10 protein-coding genes are annotated in these 15,802 nt (G+C 61.6%); 3 read left to right on the forward strand and 7 right to left on the reverse strand.

The genetic code is table 11. The annotated features are described in order from the left end of the window. The first annotated feature begins 7 nt into the window (after positions 1-7). Both alc and NTU39_RS18145 read left to right on the forward strand, forming a co-directional pair. Positions 8-1,033 (forward strand): allantoicase, encoded by a 1,026-nt coding sequence (alc, locus tag NTU39_RS18140; RefSeq protein ID WP_150663413.1) that lies wholly within the window; start codon positions 8-10, stop codon positions 1,031-1,033. A 1-nt stretch (position 1,034) separates the two neighbouring features. Further along, positions 1,035-1,568 (forward strand): ureidoglycolate lyase, encoded by a 534-nt coding sequence (locus NTU39_RS18145; protein WP_257958204.1) that lies wholly within the window; start codon positions 1,035-1,037, stop codon positions 1,566-1,568. 385 nt (positions 1,569-1,953) lie between these two features. On the opposite strand, the gene NTU39_RS18150 is transcribed toward NTU39_RS18145, so the two are convergent. The 7 genes from NTU39_RS18150 to NTU39_RS18180 all read right to left on the reverse strand — a co-directional run bounded on the left by NTU39_RS18150 (position 1,954) and on the right by NTU39_RS18180 (position 10,140). After that, on the reverse strand, positions 1,954-2,361 hold the full coding sequence (locus NTU39_RS18150; protein WP_039402674.1) for a RidA family protein: 408 nt from the start codon (positions 2,359-2,361) through the stop codon (positions 1,954-1,956). A gap of 2 nt (positions 2,362-2,363) precedes the next feature. Next, positions 2,364-2,837 carry an acyl-CoA thioesterase gene (locus NTU39_RS18155; protein ID WP_150666526.1) on the reverse strand — a complete coding sequence of 158 codons (474 nt, stop codon included), beginning with the start codon at positions 2,835-2,837 and terminating at the stop codon, positions 2,364-2,366. 81 nt (positions 2,838-2,918) lie between these two features. Beyond that, positions 2,919-4,562: an AMP-binding protein gene (locus NTU39_RS18160; protein ID WP_150666525.1), complete on the reverse strand. Its 1,644-nt coding sequence runs from the start codon at positions 4,560-4,562 to the stop codon at positions 2,919-2,921. Between the two features lie 209 nt (positions 4,563-4,771). After that, the gene (locus NTU39_RS18165; RefSeq protein WP_150666524.1) at positions 4,772-5,956 is read right to left on the reverse strand and encodes an acyl-CoA dehydrogenase family protein; all 1,185 of its coding nucleotides are present in this window, start codon (positions 5,954-5,956) and stop codon (positions 4,772-4,774) included. Between the two features lie 3 nt (positions 5,957-5,959). After that, complete coding sequence (locus NTU39_RS18170) at positions 5,960-6,823, reverse strand: enoyl-CoA hydratase family protein (protein WP_150661506.1); 864 nt, start codon at positions 6,821-6,823, stop codon at positions 5,960-5,962. Positions 6,824-6,966: 143 nt separating this feature from the next. Then, a complete protein-coding gene (locus tag NTU39_RS18175; RefSeq protein WP_257958206.1) occupies positions 6,967-7,788 on the reverse strand; it encodes an SDR family NAD(P)-dependent oxidoreductase in 822 nt (273 codons plus the stop codon). Positions 7,789-7,797: 9 nt separating this feature from the next. Continuing rightward, the gene (locus NTU39_RS18180; RefSeq protein WP_257958208.1) at positions 7,798-10,140 is read right to left on the reverse strand and encodes a bifunctional salicylyl-CoA 5-hydroxylase/oxidoreductase; all 2,343 of its coding nucleotides are present in this window, start codon (positions 10,138-10,140) and stop codon (positions 7,798-7,800) included. Between the two features lie 455 nt (positions 10,141-10,595). Between NTU39_RS18180 and NTU39_RS18185 the strand changes: the two genes are divergently transcribed. Next, positions 10,596-15,734 (forward strand): ShlB/FhaC/HecB family hemolysin secretion/activation protein, encoded by a 5,139-nt coding sequence (locus NTU39_RS18185; RefSeq protein ID WP_257958210.1) that lies wholly within the window; start codon positions 10,596-10,598, stop codon positions 15,732-15,734. Positions 15,735-15,802 lie beyond the last annotated feature (68 nt).

The following is a 15,802-nucleotide window of genomic DNA, read 5'->3' on the forward strand; positions in this document are numbered from 1 at the left end:
TAGCAACATGGCTCTCGTCCCGCAAGACCCGAACGCACCGGACTTCGTGCGCCGTTATGTGAATCTGGCCGACCCGCGTCTGGGTGCTGAGGCGCTCGTCGCCACCGACGAATTCTTCGCGGCCAAAGAGCGCATGCTCAACCCGGAACCGGCTGTCTTCATCCCTGGCAAGTACGACGAGAACGGCAAGTGGATGGATGGTTGGGAGACGCGTCGCAAGCGTGTGAACGGCTACGACTGGTGCATCGTCAAGCTGGCGCGCCCGGGCGTGTTGTTCGGCGTAGATCTGGACACGAGCCACTTCACGGGCAACTTCCCACCGGCGGCGTCGCTTGAGGGCTGCTACAGCCCGGACGGCGCACCGAACGAGTCGGCCGAATGGTTCGAACTGTTGCCGTCGACCACGTTGCAGGGCAACTCGCACCACTACCATGCCATCACGCAGCAGCGCGCCGCGACGCACGTACGCGTGAACCTGTACCCGGATGGTGGTCTGGCGCGTCTGCGCTTGTACGGGTTGCCGCAGAGCGACTGGGCGGGCCGTTCGCGTGATGAGTTGATTGATCTGATTGCGATGGAAAACGGCGGCTACGTGGTGGCAGCGAACAACCAGCACTTCGGTTTGGCGTCGAATCTGTTGATGCCGGGCCGTGGCGTGAACATGGGGGATGGGTGGGAGACGCGTCGTCGTCGTGAGCCGGGCAATGATTGGGCGATTATTGCGTTGGCGCAGCCGGGTGAGATTGGCAAGATCGAAGTGGATACGGCGCACTTCAAGGGCAACTTCCCGGACCGCTGCTCCATCCAGGCGGCGTACGTGACGGGTGGCACTGAGCAGTCGCTGATTACGCAATCGATGTTCTGGCCGGTGTTGTTGCCGGAGCAGAAGTTGGCGATGGACAAGCAGTTTTACTTTGAAGAGCAGGTGCAGAAGTTGGGGGCGATCACGCACATCCGTTTCAACATCATTCCGGATGGTGGTGTGTCGCGTCTGCGTCTGTGGGGGCGGTTGAGTGAAAAAAAGGGAGCGTGACATGGTGGGACCGGCATTGAAGATCGAGCGATTGACGCGAGAGGCGTTTGAGCCGTTCGGCGATGTGATCGAGTTGGAGGGTGCGAAGCATTTCGCGATCAATGGCGGGACGACTGAGCGATTCCATGATTTGGCGACGGTGGATCTGGGCCCGGAGGGTGGGCGCACGTTGGTGAACGTCTTCCGTGGACAGCCGAGACAGTTGCCGTACGAGGTGAAGATGTTGGAGCGTCACCCGTTGGGCAGTCAGGCGTTCATTCCGTTGAAGACGACGCCGTATCTGGTGGTTGTAGCTCCGGCGGGCGAATTGGACGTGAGCAAGATGCGTGCGTTCGTCTCGGATGGCTGGCAGGGTGTGAACTATGCGAAGGGCGTGTGGCATCACCCGTTGTTGGCGTTGGATGAGGTGAGCGACTTCGTGGTGGTGGACCGGGGTGGAGAGGGACACAACTGCGATGAGCTGGACTTGCCGGGAGTGTATTTGCTGACGCGGGCTGAGTTGGATGCGGTGCAGGGAGCGCAGAAGGCTGCGTGAGGAATGAAGTCAGAGGGACAAAAAGACGCCGGGCGATGCTCGGCGTTTTTCATGGGGCCAAAGAAAACGAAGTGAGGCGCTAAGGAAAGCGGTGAGGCGTGGGGAAGGACAGGAAACGTGTGGGCGACGGCACGGCCGTCCCGCAGCAGTTGCGGAGCACGTGCGGGGCGGGTGTGGCGTCGCGACTACGCTGGAGAAGAGCGGTGTCGACGGGACTGGTGGCTTTGAGAGAGGAAGCGGGAAGCGGGCGGTGTCGGTTGAGGCACTGGGTGCGTCGAGGGAGACGGACCGGGGCCCCTTTCTGCAGCGAGTTGGGTTTATGTCTGAGCGGCGGAAAGGGGCCCCGGTCCGTTAGGGGGAAGGTGTTAAAGGAAGCACCAAAGAATCAGACAGCAGGCACAACGGCAGTCACTTCGATTTCAACCTTAGCTTCGTCTTCAACGAGATCGGCGACTTCCACAGCGGTCATCGCGGGGAAGTGGCGTCCGATGACGGCGCGATAGTGTTCACCGATAGCGGGATAGTTGGCGACGTATTCGCGCTTGTTCTTGACGTACCAAGTCATGCGAACGATGTGTTCGGGCTTGGCGTTACCTTGCGCGAGAATCGCGACGATGTTCTCGAGGGTCTGACGCACCTGAAGTGCAAAATCATCTGTCTCGAAGCGTTGCTGCCCATTCCAGCCGATCTGACCGCCGACGAAGATGATGCGGCTGCCTGCCGTCATTTCGAAGGCCATGCCGTTGGCGTAGCCGCGCGGTTTTGCCCATTCGGGCGGTTGGAGAACTTGCAGCATCAGGACACTCCTTCAATCACAGAATCGGGTGAAGCAAAGCGGACAATCGCGTCGCGTTGGGCAGGGGGCACGGCGATCGGGGCGGGTTTGCCGCCCTTGCCTTTTGCGACCCAGACCAGCACAAGCGTGGCTTGCAGACGGGTCTCGTCGTTCGCACCGGCGAAGCGGATACGCAGCGTCATGGACGAGCGGCCGAGGCGGGTCACTTCCAGCGAGCGTTGCAGCGTGTCGCCGAGAAAGCTTGGGGCACTGAAACGGCATTCGATGTTTGCCGTGGGCACACCCATGCCATCGCGCAGGTGCATATCGCCGAACGAGAGGCCGAGGCCTTCGGCGCACCAGTCTTCGACGAGATCGTTGATCATTTCGAAGTAGCGCGGATAAAACACGATGCCTGCCGGGTCGCAGTGTTTGAAGCGCACCAGAAGCGGTTTCACGAAAGCGTGTTCCGCGACATCGGTTTTCGTAGTCATTCCGTCCTCCCCTGCCGAAGTCAGTGGGTGCCCACTGGAGCACCCTGAACCTTGTCGTTATCGTCTTGCGGTAATGCTGTATTACTGTGCCATCTGACGCAGCTTGAAGCGTTGTAGCTTGCCGGTCTCCGTGCGTGGCAGCGCGTCGACGAACTCAATTGCGCGCGGGTACTTATACGGCGCGATGTTAGCCTTCACATACTCCTGAAGCGTCTTCACCATCGCGTCGTCGCGGGGCTGCCCAGACTTGAGGACCACGTAAGCCTTCACGATCTGACCACGCGTTTCGTCGTCGGCACCGACCACCCCGCATTCGGCGACCGCCGGGTGCTGCAATAGCGCTGACTCGACTTCCGGACCCGCGATGTTATAGCCTGCCGAGACGATCATGTCGTCCGAGCGCGCCTGATAGTAGTAATTGCCTGCTTCGTCGCACATGAACGTGTCGCCCGGCAGATTCCAGCCGTTCTTCACGTAATTCGTCTGACGCGAGTCGGCGAGGTAGCGGCACCCCGTTGGCCCCTTCACGGCGAGCTTGCCCACTTGCCCCGGGGGTAGCGGTTGCATGTTCTCGTCCACGATCATCGCAATGTAGCCGGGCACCGGCTTACCGATCGCGCCCGGCACCACGTCGCCATTGGCGGCCGAAATAAAGATGTGGATCATCTCCGTGCCGCCGATGCCGTCGATCATCTCGATGCCCGACGCTTGCTTCCAAAGCTGACGCGTCGCATCCGGCAACGCCTCACCGGCGGACACCGTCTTCTTCAGGCTCGAAAGTTCGTACTTACCCACAAGCCCCGCCATCTGACGATAGAACGTCGGGGCGGTGAAACAGATCGTGGCACGGTAATCGGCGATAGCTTGCAGCAGGCTGTCCGGCGTGAGCTTCTCCAGCAATACCGTTGCTGCACCAACGCGCAACGGGAATGTCAGCAAGCCGCCCGTACCGAAAGTGAACGCTAACGGGGGAGTGCCGCAGAAGATGTCGTCAGGTCCCGGCTTCAGCACGTGACGCGGAAACAGATCGCACATCGCGAGCACATCACGATGGAAGTGCATCGTGCCCTTCGGCTGCCCCGTCGTACCGCTGGTGAAGGCGATCAGACAGACGTCGTCTACTGCCGTGTCGCAGGCGTCGAAGCTCGCTGGCTGACGGGCCATACGGGCCTCCAGTGAGTCCTCACCAACGTCGTGGAAATACACCACCTTCGATAGCACCGGACAGAAGTACTCATGCCCTGCCTGACGATTGAATTCCAGCTCTTCCTTCAGTCTGCCGTCACACAACGCCGCCGTTACCTCGGCCTTGTCGACGATCTGCTTGAGTTCCTTCGCACGCAACAGGGGCATCGTAGGCACACCGACCAGCCCGGCCTTGATCACTGCGAGCCATGCGGCCGCCATGAACAGATTGTTTGGGCCGCGCAGCAACACACGGTTGCCCGGCACCAGCGCCATATCGTTGCGCAACACATGGGCGATGCGGTCCACCATCTCGCGCAAACCGAGATACGTCGTGACCGTCGGCTGACCGTTCTCCACCGAGTAAATCGCAGGCGCGTCGCCGCGTCCCTGCGCAATCGCGCGGTCCAGCAAATCGGCAGCGCAGTTCAAGCGCGCCGGATACGCCACGTCCGGATTGTCCAGCAGAAACTCGGGCCACTGATCGGCGGGCGGCAGATTGTCGCGCGCGAAAGTGTCGAGATGTCCAGATCGTTCCATGTGCTTCTCCTTGCCCCCGGTAATCAAGCATGACGCCAGCGCTTCGCGCCCGACGTAGTCCTAGTGCTTCCAAGTGTTATTGCAAGACGCCATGCCATCCCTGTCTCCGTGGGTTGCCACTGCGCACATCCCAAGTCCTGCCGTGTTACGGTCATGGACTTGTCAAAGCATGTCCCGCGTGTCGAATGCCGAATGCCGAATGCGGACGATCAACCGTCCTTGAGCAGTTCGCGCGCGATGATCAGTTTCTGTACTTCCGTTGCGCCTTCGTAAATCCGCAGCGACCGGATCTCGCGATACAGACGCTCCACCACTGCGCCCGACACCACGCCTGCGCCGCCGAACATCTGCAACGCGCGATCGATCACCTGCTGCGCCGATTCCGTCGAGAACATCTTCGCCATCGCCGCTTCACGCGTCGTGCGCTGCCCCAGAACGTCGCGCTGCCACGCGGCGCGGTACGTCAGCAAGGCCGCAGCATCTACCGACGTCGCCATGTCGCCCAATGCTGCCTGCGTCAACTGGAAGTCCGCGAGCGTCTGACCGAACATCTCGCGCGACTTCGCGCGCGCCAGCCCCTCATCCAGGGCGCGACGCGCAAAGCCCAGCGCGGCAGCCGCCACCGATGCGCGGAAAATATCCAGCGTCATCATCGCGACCTTGAAGCCCTGGCCTGCGTCGCCCAGACGCTGTGACGCTGCCACACGGCAGTTCTCGAACTTCAGACGCGCCAACGGGTGCGGTGCACTCACATCGATACGCTCGGCAATCGTCAAGCCCGGCGTGTCGGCGTCCACCACGAATGCGCTGATGCCGCGTGCGCCCGGCGCTTCCCCTGTGCGAACGAACACGCAGTAAAAGTCCGCGATGCCGCCGTTGGAGATCCACGTCTTCTCGCCATTGAGCACGTAATGGTCACCGTCCGGCGTGGCCGAACAGGCCATCGCCGCCACGTCCGAACCGGCATTCGGCTCCGACAGCGCGAACGCGGCAATCGCCTCGCCCGACGCCACGCGCGGCAGATAGCGTTGCTTGAGCGCGTCGCTGCCCGCGAGCGTGATCGCACCGCTGCCGAGTCCCTGCATCGCAAAGGCGAAATCGGCGAGACCGTCGTGACGCGCCAGCGTTTCGCGCAGCACACACAGCGCGCGCGAGTCCAACTGATCCAGCGCACCGCCGTGGCTCGCGGGCACGCAGTACTTCAACCATCCGGCGCGACCCAGTTGGCGCACCAGCGAGACACACGTCGCATCCGTATCCGCGTGATGGTCGACCTTCAGTTCGCGCGTGCACCAGTCGTCGAGTTCCGTCCCGAGATGGCGATGCGCGTCGTCGAAAAACGGCCAGGCCAGAAAGTCGGCATTACGCGCGTTGTGAGGCGTGATATCGCTCATAGGTCAGTCGCCCTTGAACACCGGTTTTTGCTTCGCGACGAAGGCGTCGTAAGCGCGGCGGAAATCCTTCGTCTGCATGCAGATGGCTTGTGCTTCGGCTTCGGCCTCGATGGCTTCATCCACGCCCATATTCCATTCCTGATGCAGCAACTTCTTCGTCACACCGTGCGCGAAGGTCGGTCCGCAGGCGATTTGATCGGCCAGCGTTTGCGCGGCCGAGAGGACCGCACCGCCATCGTGCAACGCGTTGAAGAAGCCCCACTGCTGGCCCTCTTCCGCCGTCATCACGCGGCCGGTGTAAAGCAGTTCGGAGGCCCGACCCTGCCCGATCATGCGCGGCAGCAGCGTGCAGGCGCCCATGTCGGCACCGGCCAGCCCCACACGCACGAACAGGAATGCCGTCTTCGTCTGCGGCGTGCCCAGACGCATATCCGAAGCCAGCGCCACCATCGCGCCCGCACCGGCACAGATGCCGTCAATCGCGCTGATGATCGGCTGCGGGCAGGCGCGCATCGCCTTGACGAGATCGCCCGTCATGCGCGTGAAGTCCAACAGCTCCGGCATGCTCATCTGGGTGAGCGGTCCGATGATCTCGTGGACATCGCCGCCCGAGCAGAAATTGCCGCCTGCGCCCGTCACGACGACCGTCTTGATGTCCGTTGCGTAGACCAGTCCGCGAAACAGATCGCGCAGCTCGGCGTACGAGTCGAACGTCAGCGGATTCTTCTTGTCGGGACGGTTCAGCGTGATCGTGCCGATGCTCGGACGCCCTTGCGCGTCGTTCGACACCGACCACAGAAAGTGCTTGGCTTCATAGTTCGCGAAGGGGCGCTTGTGATGCGCCATCGTCAGTTTCACGTCACTCATTGGCCGATCTCCTTTGCCATCGTCGAGCGGCTCCGGGGCGGCGTTCCCCGCCCATGAAGCCCGACGATCCTGCTCGTTGAAATGACGTTGCGCGGTCAACCGACTGCGCAACGCCCTGAGTCTCTGTCACACACCCACAACACCTAGCCGACCGTCACTTCCCCGCCAGCCACTGCAATCGACTGCCCCGTCACCGCGCCCGCGCCCGGCTGACACAGCCACAGCACCGTATCGGCGACTTCCTGCGGTTGTACGAGGCGTCCCTGCGGATTGCGCTTCGACAGCTCGGCACGCGCTTCGTCTTCGCTGCGTCCCGTCTTGGCGACGATGTTCGCGACCGCGTCGCGCACGATGTCCGTTTCCGTATAGCCGGGACAGACGGCGTTCACCGTCACGCCCTTCTTCGCGACTTCCAGCGCCAGTGCACGCGTCAGACCGACCACGCCGTGCTTGGCGGCGCAATACGCGGTGACGTACGGATAACCGATGAGGCCTGCCGTGCTGGCGACATTGACGATGCGTCCCCAGCCAGCGCTCAGCATGGCGGGCAGTGCGGCTGAAATGCAGTGATACGTGCCCGTCAGGTTGACGTCGATCATCTGCTGCCAGAGCGCGGCGTCCGTCTTGCCGAAGGGCGCGCTCACGGCCTGCCCAGCGTTGTTGACGAGCACCTGTACCGGGCCGAAACGCTCTGCGGCACGGGCAAAAGCGGCCTCGACTGCGGCGGCGTCGGAAATATCCGCCGCCACCCAGCTCACCTCACCCAGCGCGGCCAACGCCTGCACACCTTGCGCAAGCTTTGCCTCGCTGCGACCGAGCAGCGTCACGCGCGCGCCCTGCGCGAGCAGCGAGCGGGCCACCGCTTCGCCGATGCCACGTGCACCGCCCGTCACGAGGGCGTGCACACCACTTAGCGACGCCGGTGTCGTACCGATGGCGTGGGCGGAGGTTGTCGTCGACGTCATGAACTGTCCTTATTTACCGATCTGTTGAGCGTAGGCGGCAGCACGCTCCAGATTGGTCTCGTACTGACGTTTGCCCGCATAGTACTGCGACGGCCACGGCAGATCCTTGTAGCCGATCTTCGCGGCTTCGTGCAGCGTCCAGAACGGATCGGCCAGATGCGGACGGGCGAGCGCGCACAGATCGGCACGCCCCGACGCGATGATGCTGTTCACGTGATCCGCCTCGAAGATGGCACCGACGGCAATCGTCGGTACACCGGCTTCGTTACGCACGCGATCGGCGAACGGCGTCTGGAACATGCGGCCATAGACCGGCTTCTCTTCCTTGCTGACCTGACCCGACGAGCAATCGATGAGATCCGCCCCGGCGTCTTTGAAGGCGATGGCAATCGCGACCGCGTCATCCGGCGTGATCCCGCCTTCGACCCAATCGTGCGCCGAAATACGCACCGACATCGGCTTGGCCGCGGGCCACACGTCGCGCACCGCGTGGAACACTTCCAGCGGATAGCGCAGACGGTTTTCCAGCGAACCGCCGTACTCATCCTGACGCTGATTCGTCAGCGGCGAAATGAAGCTCGACAGCAGATAGCCGTGCGCGCAGTGCAGTTCGAGCCAGTCGAAACCGGCTTCGGCCGCACGACGGGCAGCTTGTACGAAGTCATCCTTAACGCGGTCCATGTCGGCGCGAGTCATTTCGCGCGGCGTCTGCGAGACGCCATCGATGTACGGCATCGGCGAGGCCGAGATCAGCGGCCAGTTGCCGTCGTTCAACGGCAGATCGATGCCGTCCCAGGCCAGACGCGTCGAGCCCTTGCGGCCCGCGTGCCCGATCTGCATGGCGATTTTGGCGTCGCTGCCCGAATGCACGAAGTCGACGATGCGCTTCCAGGCGTCGCGTTGTTCGTCGTTCCACAAACCGGGGCATCCCGGCGTGATGCGCGCGTCGGGCGACACGCAGGTCATTTCCGCGACGATCATGCCCGCACCGCCCAGCGCACGGCTACCAAGGTGGACGAGGTGGAAGTCGCCGGGCACGCCGTCGACCGCCGAGTACATCGCCATCGGCGACATCACGATGCGGTTCTTGAGCGTGAGTTCGCGTGCACGGAACGGCGTGAACATCGGCGGAATCGCGTGCTGACCGGCAGCGCGTTTCACACCCGCGTGTTCGGCGAGCCAGTCCTCATAGCCTTCCACGTAACCGGCATCTCGCACGCGCAGGTTCTCGTGCGAGATGCGCTGCGAGCGCGTGAGCAGCGAGTAAGCAAACTGTTCGGGGGCGAAGCGCGCGTAACGGTCGACGGTTTCGAACCACTCCGTCGAATTACGCGCTGCGTTCTGAATCTTGAGCACTTCGATGCTGCGGGCGGCTTCGTAGTCGTTGAGCACTTGCGGCAAGGCGTCGATGCCCTGCGCGCCGAGACCGTCGGCCAGCGCGATAGAGTCTTCAAGCGCAAGCTTGGTGCCCGAGCCGATGGAGAAGTGCGCCGTGTGTGCTGCGTCGCCCATGAGCACGACCGGCACGCGCTTACCGTCGACATCCGTCCAATGCACCCAGCGTTCGCAAATGACGCGCGGGAACTGAATCCAGATGGCGGAGCCGCGCAGGTGCTTGGCGTTGCTCATCAGCTCGTGGCCGCCGAGGTACTTCGAAAAGAGGTTTTCGCAGAACTTCACGCCCTCTTCCTGGCTCATCTGATCGATGCCGTGGGCGCGCCAGACCGATTCGGGCGTCTCCACGATAAACGTCGACGTGTCGGCGTCGAACTGATAGGCGTGCGCCTGGAACCAGCCGTGTTCGGTCTTCTCGAAGGCGAACGTGAAGGCGTCGAAACGTTGGTGCGTGCCGAGCCAGACAAAGCGGTTCTGACGCGTGTCGATGTCGGGGCGGTAGGTGTCGGCGTAGCGCGTCCGGATGCGGCTGTTCAGGCCGTCGGAGGCGATCACCAGATCGGCGTTGTAACGGCGCGCGATTTCCTGATCGTCGCTCACGTCCGTCTCGAACACGAGTTCGACGCCGAGGGCTTCACAGCGCGCTTGCAAAATGTTCAGGAGCTTCTTGCGGCCGATGCCGATAAAGCCGTGCCCGCCCGAGGTGATCGTGCGGCCTTCGAAGTGGATGTCGATGTCGTCCCAGTGGTTGAACGCGGCATTGATCTCTGCGGCGCTGACCGGATCGGCTTCCTGGAGGTTGTCCATGGTGGCGTCGGAGAACACGACGCCCCAACCGAAGGTGTCGTAAGGCCGGTTGCGCTCGACCACCACGACACGATGGGAAGGATCGCGCAGCTTCATCAACAGCCCGAAATACAGACCTGCGGGACCGCCACCGATACAGACGATATTCATCTCCAGCCTCCGGATTCACAGATCGCGTCGCGCTAGCCGAGCGGTCGACCTTTGTTAAATCATAAATAGTTTATGCCTAAAATACTAGCGAAAAAAATTTGCTACGGCAAGGTCGGCCGCGTGCCGGGATGCTAGGGGAGGGAAAGCACTTAGGCGAAGGCACTTCCCCAAGTTCCACTCAGACAATTCCGAAAGTGCGCAAGTTGGTTCAATTTCGAAATACTTGTCGCCGCCCCCCTGCCAGAATCGTCGCCGTCTTGTCACTTTTCGATCCATCCACTCTCTGGCTAGACGCCAGGGTGTAAGCCCCCCCGGCTATCGCACGTCGACCGTGCTCGCTGTTGCGCCCTTCTACGCACTCGCTATTGCGTTCGCGCCCGAAACCGCTCATGCGGTGTTCGTCGTGAGCGCGTCGCTGTGCATTGATTCGACCAAAAGTAAGGGCAGCGCAATTCGTGGCATATCCAGATTTTCCGCATCAATCGGCAGTCGTCTCACACGGCACTTGCACTCGTTTTATCACTCAAGCCTCGGCGATCGCCTGCTTCGGCGCGCTCATCGGTGGCTTGACACTTCATCCCGAAATGGCGGTGGCGCAGACCTCGCCGCAGGTCGTCCGGGCTCCCGTTCGGCAAGGGATCCAGGACGCGCAACTGGAGCGACAACGAAGAGACTCGCAGGAACGCCAACATAGAGCCGACGCACCCGACGTCCATTTGTCGGCCCCTGCCGACGGCACCGAATCCCCGATCGACACCACGCAACTTCCAACGGAAGCGCCCTGTGTTCCGCTAACCGACATCACGATTACCGGCCCGGATGGCGATGCCTTACCGAGTCGGTTCGCCGCCATCTCGACTGCTCTGAGCCGGTTTGTCGGCCAGTGCGCAGGCACGAAAGGCATTGCGTTGATCGCATCGCTGGCGACCGACGCGGTGTTGGCGAACGGCTGGGTCACAACCCGCGTTTCAGTTCCGGAACAGGACTTGGCCGGTGGCCGCCTGACATTGCACCTCATCATCGGCCGGATTTCGAGCATCCGATTTGTCGATGACGGCGTGAGAGGCAGTTGGCGATCCGCCTTGCCCCTGCGCGAAGACGACATCCTTTCGATACACGGACTCGAACAAGGACTGGAGCAGCTAAAGCGCATGCCCAGTCAGGACGCAGACATCCGTATCGAGCCCGGCAAGGGGCTCGGGACCAGCGATGTGTTGATCGACGTGCAACGTCGACGGCCCTGGCGACTGCTGGCCTCCGTGGATAACAGTGGCACCCGCGACACAGGCCGCCTGCAGGGGCAACTGGCCATCGGCATCGACAACCCGCTAGGACTAAACGATCTTCTCGACCTTTCCGCGCAGCACGACTTGTCGACCGGCGACGATCGCTTCGGCACGAAAGGCGGCAGCGTCAGCTATTCCGTACCTTGGGGTTACAGCACGGTTTCGGTCTTTGGGAGCACTCGCACCTACTTCCAGCGTATAGCGGGTGCCAATGAAACCTTCGTGTCCAGTGGACGAAACCAGACAGCCGAACTACGGCTGGAACGCGTCGTGCATCGGGACAGCCGAAGCAAGACGACTGCGGAAGCGCGAATCGGCCGCCGGTTCGGCAAGAGCTTCATCGAAGACTTCGAGATTTCCCAGCAGTACAGGAACAACACGTATCTCCAACTCGGGATTGCCCGAAGGCAGTATCTGGGTGCGGTACAAGCGGACCTGGCATTGAGCTATCGGCAAGGCATGCCGTGGTTCGGCGCACAAGACGACCTGCGTGACCCGGTGACGCACCAGCCGACGCCACAAACGTATCGCTACCGCATGTTTCTCGCCGACATGCAGTGGTCTGCCCCAATTCGACTTGGCGGCGTCCCGTTAAGGCTTACCGGCACGCTTCACGGCCAGACCACGGCCAATGCGCTCTGGGCCGTCGACCAAATGGCAATCGGCGGTCGATACAGCGTACGGGGCTTCACGGGCGATCAAACACTCAGCGCAGCACGCGGCTTCTTTCTCCGTCACGACATCCACGTGCCTCTCGCAACGAGCACTCACGCCGTCTATGTGGGCATTGACTACGGGCGAGTGTTCGGCCCCGGTATCGCCATCGTCACGGGCAGAGACGTCAAGGTCGATGCCGTCTTGGACAGCATTCAGGACGCCGGGCGCGTTCGCAGCAGTTCGTACTCCACCGAGGTAGATAGTTACGAAGAAACCGCCCGAGGAACGCAATTGTCGGCTGGCAAGGGAATCGGCATAGCCGCCGGGCAAGCCGCAGCGTTGAGTCGACTGCTGGAGCAACGAGGCGTGAGCGCCTACGTGTCGACGGACAAATCCGGCACGGGTGACGTCACCATACTCGGCGCCTACCTCAGCGCCGGTGGCGACGCGCCTGATCGGCCCACGACGAAACCGGCTCCGGGCCGCGCAGGCAAATCCGATATTCAAATCACGGCGACTGGGGACATCACCGTCGGGGGCGTTGCCACGCAATACGACGACGTCCGCTGGACACAACGAACGAGCAACGGTCTTCTGTCATCGACGACGGAGACCACGCATGGGGAGCGTCACGGAACACGCACGACGGGGAGTACGTTGTCCGGGGATGCCGTTTCCTTGATGTCGGGGCGGGATATCGCCATTGCGGGTAGTCACGTCATCGCTGACAACGATGTCGTATTGGGCGCCCGACGGAATATCGACATCTCGTCCACGGAAGACCGCGGGACTTCACTGTCCTCCTCCGAAAAATCGACCACCGGTGTTTTCGGAGGTGGCACGAGTTTCACTATTGGCAGCCGAACAGAGAAAGACAGACAGCAACGGGAGCAGGTGAATCGAACGGGAAGCCTCGTTGGGGCGGTCAATGGCGACGTCATGGTTCGTGCAGGCAACGATTTCCGGCAGGAAGGCAGCACGGTTCTCGCGCGCGACGGAAGCATCGAAATCGCCGCCACGCGCGTTGCCATCGTCGAAAGCCAGGATTCGGAGAAGTCCATTCATGAGCGGGAAGTCAAGCAATCTGGCCTGACGGTCGCCGTATCCAGCCCCCTCCTGAGCGCCGCTGAGACGCTCGGCCAGATGGGCAAGGCCGTTGGCAAGGTGAACGATTCCCGCATGAAGGCTCTCGGTGTCGCTGCCGGGGGGCTTGCGATCAAGAACGCCGCAGACAGCGTCAAGAATCTACAGGACGCGGCCAACGTCAATATCTCCGTCACCGTCGGAGGATCGAAGCAACAGAGCCGCGAAACGAACGACAGCACGACGTCCACCGGCTCGACGCTGCGAGCGGGACGCAACATTGCCATCCACGCCACAGGCGACGGCGATCAATCGTCGATGCAGATTCGGGGGAGCGCGATTGAGGCGGGAGACAACGTGACGCTCGCTTCGGACGGCGCGCTCGACATTCTCGCGTCGACCGATACGGCCGAGCACCATCGAACTTCCAGCGGGGTATCTGGCGGCATAGGACTGGGCATTGCCCTGGGGACAAAAGGCTCGACCATTGGTGTCACGGCCAACGCAAGCCTGTCGCGCGGCAAAGCCGACGGTTCGGATGTGACGCATCGATCGAGTCACGTCAAGGCGGGCAACGTGGCCGAAATCTCATCGGGAGGCGATACCAATATCCGCGGCGGGACGGTGAGCGGCGAGCGAGTCATCGCGAGGGTCGGTGGCGATCTGAACATCGAGAGCCTTCAGGACACCAGCCGTTATCAGTCAAAAGACCAGTCGATCAGCGGGAGCGGAACGGTGGGTTTCGGCGGGGCGTCCGGCAGCATCAACGTCAGCCATCAGCAAATCAACAGTGACTTCGCCAGCGTCGTAGACCAGGCGGGAATTAAGGCGGGAGATGCGGGTTTCGACGTGACGGTCAAGGGCAACACCGACCTGACGGGAGCGGTCATTGCATCCACGGAAAAAGCGGTCGACGCGAATAGGAACCGTCTGAAAACTGGGTCGTTGACGACGCGTGACATCGAGAACCACGCAGAGTACGACGCCTTCGGTATCAGCTTGGGCGGTGGCATCAGTACGGGCGGTGGCGACAACGCAAAAGTCGGGACCGACCAGAAGGGAGATGCTCAGACCGGTGCTAACGCGACGCCGGGCACCGAACTACCGAAAACTGGTCCTGTCAGCGTCGCTCCACCGATAGTTGTAGCGGCTGGCGACAGCGCCTCCAGCGTCACCCGAAGCGGTGTAAGCGGGGCTGTGATCGAGATTACTGACGAGGCAAGGCAACTCGACCTGACGGGTAAGACGGCGGAGGAAGCGATAGCGGACGTCAATCGTGACGTGTCGTCGGATCGGGACGGGAGCAACGCTCTCGCCAACAAGTTCGACAAGGAGCAGATCGAAGCCGGCTTCGAGATCGTGAGGGCGCTGCAGCGCGAAGTCGGGACGTTTGTGACCAACCGAGCGAAGGAATTCGAGGCGCTGAAAGAGGCACGTAAGAAGGAGACGGATCCGGTGAAGATCGCGGCGTTGGACGGACAGATTCAAGACGCGGCGAAGTGGGCACCGGGCGGACGCTACCGTCAGATAGTCACGGTGATGGCGGCGGCGGCAGGTGGAAACGTCACGGCAGGGACTGGCGAATTCCTGCAGCGGGCGGCCGTCGGCTATTTGCAGACGTTAGCGGTGGAAAAAGTGAAACAGATCGCCGACAGCCTCGAAAGCGAATCGGCTCGCACTGCCCTGCACGGCATCGTCGGCTGCGCCGGTGGAGCGGCGTCGGGAGGCAACTGCGGCGCGGGTGCAATGGGCGGCGCGGCAAGCGTCGTGCTTGGCAACTTGCTCAATCAGATAGCCGACACGCGCAATGACGAATTGCCGCAGCAGGACAAGGAGGCCCGGATGAATCTCATTGAAAGCGTTGTGGCAGGCATCACCGCCGGGACGGGCAATGACGCCACGACAGCGAGCATCGCGTCTCGGTTGGAGTTGGAGAACAACCAATTCACGCTCCCCTTGGGCACGGCAAAGTCGGGATCGGCCGGAGCCACACTTGCCGAACAGATGATGCAGAACGGGGCCTCCGTAGAAGAAATTCTTTCGGAACAAAAGAGACAACTTGAATGGGAAGGAAACGTTTTGCCTCAGCCGGGAACCGCACTCGTGGAACACGCGGTAACTGTAGCAGCGATAAGCCCGGTGGCCGTCGTGGGAGCAGTGGCGACCGCCTCTGCGGCGGCCGGAGGTGCCGTAATAACTGGAACAGCCAATGCTGTCGCCCAGCAATTGGCTAAAGGTGAGGTGGAAATAAAGGATGCGGCCATCGCGGCAGGGATAGGAGCAATATCACAAGGACGGGGCATTTTCACCACCGCCTCCGTTTCCGCTGCTGGAGCGGCTCTTGGAGCATCAATCAAAGGGGACGATCCGATCAATGCCGCTATTCCTGCGGGAATTGGCGGCGCGGCCGGAGCTAGTTTCGGCAACTTCCTCGTAAAGAATCTTGCATGGCTAATTGGAAATAAGATTTTCGTTGAAATATTCGGCGCAGTCGGCGGCTCAGCAGCATCAGAATTTACAACCAATACAGTTGATAAAAAAATAAAAGGCATAGAGACATCAAAATGAATGAAAAAAAACTATACCGACCAACCGCAAAGATACTTATCTACTTGATCATCATAAGCTCATTTATT

Source organism: Pandoraea commovens, from assembly GCF_024704525.1.
Classification (GTDB): Bacteria; Pseudomonadota; Gammaproteobacteria; order Burkholderiales; family Burkholderiaceae; genus Pandoraea; species Pandoraea commovens.

Coding starts and splice junctions, on each gene's coding strand:
- alc (WP_150663413.1), top strand. CDS start 8: ATGGCTCTCGTCCCGCAAGACCCGAACGCACCGGACTTCGTGCGCCGT.
- NTU39_RS18145 (WP_257958204.1), top strand. CDS start 1,035: ATGGTGGGACCGGCATTGAAGATCGAGCGATTGACGCGAGAGGCGTTT.
- NTU39_RS18155 (WP_150666526.1), bottom strand. CDS start 2,837: ATGACTACGAAAACCGATGTCGCGGAACACGCTTTCGTGAAACCGCTT.
- NTU39_RS18160 (WP_150666525.1), bottom strand. CDS start 4,562: ATGGAACGATCTGGACATCTCGACACTTTCGCGCGCGACAATCTGCCG.
- NTU39_RS18165 (WP_150666524.1), bottom strand. CDS start 5,956: ATGAGCGATATCACGCCTCACAACGCGCGTAATGCCGACTTTCTGGCC.
- NTU39_RS18170 (WP_150661506.1), bottom strand. CDS start 6,823: ATGAGTGACGTGAAACTGACGATGGCGCATCACAAGCGCCCCTTCGCG.
- NTU39_RS18175 (WP_257958206.1), bottom strand. CDS start 7,788: ATGACGTCGACGACAACCTCCGCCCACGCCATCGGTACGACACCGGCG.
- NTU39_RS18180 (WP_257958208.1), bottom strand. CDS start 10,140: ATGAATATCGTCTGTATCGGTGGCGGTCCCGCAGGTCTGTATTTCGGG.